The following is a 3,395-nucleotide window of genomic DNA, read 5'->3' on the forward strand; positions in this document are numbered from 1 at the left end:
GACAACCTTATCACCCTTCATCAGCGTGAGTTAGATAAGCTTCAAAATATAAAAAAATCATGCCTCCAAAAGATGTTTGTATAAGTTTTACACAGTTTAATTAGAAAGGAGTCTGTCTTGTGATATTCAATAAAGAATCCGATTTTGAACAAGCACTCATAAGAATATTGACGCAAAAAGGTTGGGAAAAAGAAGTGTTTAAAAACCCATCTGAGAAGGAATTAATTAAGAACTGGGCAAATATCCTCTACGATAACAACCGTGGCATTGATCGCTTAAATAATTACCCGTTGACTGATGGCGAAATGGATCAAATTATAGAGCAGATTACAGCGTTGCGTACACCATTAAAACTGAATGGGTTTATAAACGGTAAAACCGTTTCTATAACGCGAGATAACCCAGATGACAAACTTCATTTTGGAAAAGAAATTAGTTTGAAAATATATGATCGAAGAGAAATTGCTGCAGGACAAAGTCGCTATCAAATTGTTCAGCAGCCTAAATTCCCTACCAAATCTAAAATTTTGAATGACCGTCGTGGCGACATTATGCTGTTAATTAACGGTATGCCTGTAGTTCATATTGAACTTAAACGTAGTGGTGTCCCTGTTAGTCAGGCGTATAATCAGATTGAAAAATATGCAAATGAAGGAATCTTCTCAGGCTTGTTTTCTCTTGTTCAGATTTTCGTAGCTATGAATCCAGATGAGACAAGATATTTTGCCAATCCGGGTCCCGATGGTAAATTTAATACTGATTATTATTTTCGTTGGGCCGATTTTAATAATGAGCCTATAAATAACTGGAAATCGATAGCATCATATTTTTTGTCTATTCCGATGGCTCACCAATTGATAGGTTTTTATACTGTTGCTGATGATTCAGATGGAATATTAAAGGTTATGCGGAGCTATCAATATTACGCTGCGAATGCAATATCTGACAAGGTATCAAAAACAAAATGGGAAAACGATGGACAATTGGGTGGTTTTGTTTGGCATACAACTGGTTCAGGGAAAACAATGACCAGTTTTAAGTCTGCACAACTTATTGCACATTCTGGAGATGCCGATAAAGTAGTTTTCTTAACTGACAGAATTGAACTAGGCACACAATCACTTAAAGAGTATCGTGGGTTTGCTAATGATAATGAAACCGTTCAGGCAACTGAAAATACGAATGTTTTGATTACAAAACTAAAAAGCACGAATCCTTCTGATGTGTTGATTGTTACTTCTATTCAAAAAATGAGCAACATAAAAAATGAAGTTGGTGTGAACTCACATGATATAGAGACTATAAACGGCAAAAGACTTGTTTTTATAGTAGATGAAGCTCATCGTTCAACCTTTGGAGATATGCTGATTACAATAAAAGAAACATTTCCAATGGCAATTTTCTTTGGGTTTACTGGAACACCGATTCATGATGAAAACCAAAAAAGAATGAATACAACTTCAACTGTTTTTGGTAATGAGCTTCACCGCTACAGTATCGCTGACGGGATTAGGGATAAAAACGTTCTGGGATTCGACCCATACAAAGTGCTTACATTTAAGGATAAGGATGTACGGAAAGTTGTTGCCTTAGAAAAAGCAAAAGCTAGTACAGAAGAAGAAGCCATAAGTAATCCTGCAAAAGCGAAAATCTACTATAAATTTATGAACACTTCTAAAGTAAAAATGGCTGGATATTACGGCAACAACGGTAAATATGTCAAGGGTATTGAGGATTATATACCCACTATTCAATATCAAACGATAGAGCATCAAAGCAAAGTCGTCGAGGATATTGTTGAGAACTGGTTAACTCTTAGCCATAACAATAAGTTTTATGCCATCCTTGCAACTAGTAGCATTCCTGAAGCAATAGAATACTATCGATTACTAAAGATCAAAGCACCACATTTAAAAACGACTTGTCTATTTGACCCTAATATTGATAACGGAGGTGGCGTTGCATTTAAAGAAGATGGACTTGTTGAGATAGTTACCGATTACAATCTACGTTATCAACAAGACTTTTCCATTGCGACACATGGAGCATTTAAGAAAGACATTGCTTTAAGGTTGGCACACAAAGAACATTATAAATTGCTTGTAAGGACACCAGAGAAGCAACTGAATTTGCTTATTGTAGTAGATCAAATGTTAACAGGGTTTGATTCTAAATGGGTAAACACTTTGTATATTGATAAAATGCTAGAGTATGAAAATATAATTCAAGCATTCTCTAGAACGAATCGACTGTTTGGCCCAGAAAAGCCTTTTGGGACTATCCGTTACTATCGTAGACCACACACCATGGAACGAAATGTTAATGATGCAGTAAAACTGTATTCAGGAGATAAACCAATCGGATTATTCGTTGAAAAACTAAGCTATAACTTAAAGAAAATGAATGAAATCTATGCAGATATCGTTGAACTTTTTAATCGTGCTAGTATTCCAGACTATGAAAGGCTACCAACCGACACTACAGAGAGAGCTAAATTTGCATCCCTATTTAAGGACTTTAACAATTATTTAGAGGCCGCTAAGATTCAAGGATTTAGTTGGGAAAAAGATAAATATCCATTTAAAAAAGAAAATGGAAATCAGAAAGTGACCATTACACTAGACTTTGACAAAACTAGCTATCTCATACTGGCACAACGGTACAAAGAATTATCTTCTCCAGGCGAGGGAGGTGGAGGAAGTGGTGCTGATGTTCCATATGACCTTGTGGGATATTTAACAGAAATAGATACAGGAGTAATTGATGCAAATTACATGAATAGTCGTTTTGACAAGTATCTTAAGCTAATAAATCAAGGTGATGCAACTGGAGACCTAGTAGAGCAAGCTTTAAACGAGCTCCACAAAACATTTGCAGCATTGACACAAGAAGAACAAAAATATGCCAGTATATTTCTGCATGATATTCAAAGTGGCGATGTTATTGTCGAAAAGGATAAGTCTTTGCGAGATTACATTACTGAATATCAATACAAAGCAAAAGATGATCAAATTCGTCGCTTTGCAACTCTTTTAGGACTAGATGAAGCAAGATTGCGTGATATGATCAGCCTAAATTTAACAGAAGCTAATATAAATGAATTTGGTCGTTTTGATGAACTGAGAAAGTCGGTCGATAAATCCAAAGCGAAAGCATATTTTGAATCGCTTGATGGTGTCTCATTAATACCACCTAAAGTTAATATGAAGACAGACAAAATATTACGAGAATTTATACTTTCAGGTGGTTTTGAAATTTAAACGTCATAGCTTACTATAAGTCTTGATAAGTTTTCATCTTTATTCTGGGAGTAAAATGAATAAATATACCATTCTTATAAGAGAGTCAAGGTTTTTCCTTGGCTCTTTTCCTTTTACGTGGGAACAGCGTAAGTT

At 35.3% G+C, this 3,395-nt stretch carries 2 protein-coding genes; both read left to right on the plus strand.

The window, feature by feature from the left end; translation table 11 throughout:
- Positions 1 to 84, plus strand: an 84-nt coding sequence (locus CVU84_17280) for a type I restriction endonuclease subunit S (GenBank protein PKM93128.1), incomplete at its 5' end; no start/stop codon positions are given.
- 35 nt (positions 85 to 119) lie between these two features.
- The gene (locus CVU84_17285; protein ID PKM93129.1) at positions 120 to 3,260 is read left to right on the plus strand and encodes a DEAD/DEAH box helicase; all 3,141 of its coding nucleotides are present in this window, start codon (positions 120 to 122) and stop codon (positions 3,258 to 3,260) included.
- Positions 3,261 to 3,395: the final 135 nt, after the last annotated feature.

The sequence above is a fragment of the Firmicutes bacterium HGW-Firmicutes-1 genome (assembly GCA_002841625.1).
In the GTDB taxonomy this organism is placed as follows: Bacteria; Bacillota; Clostridia; order Lachnospirales; family Vallitaleaceae; genus HGW-1.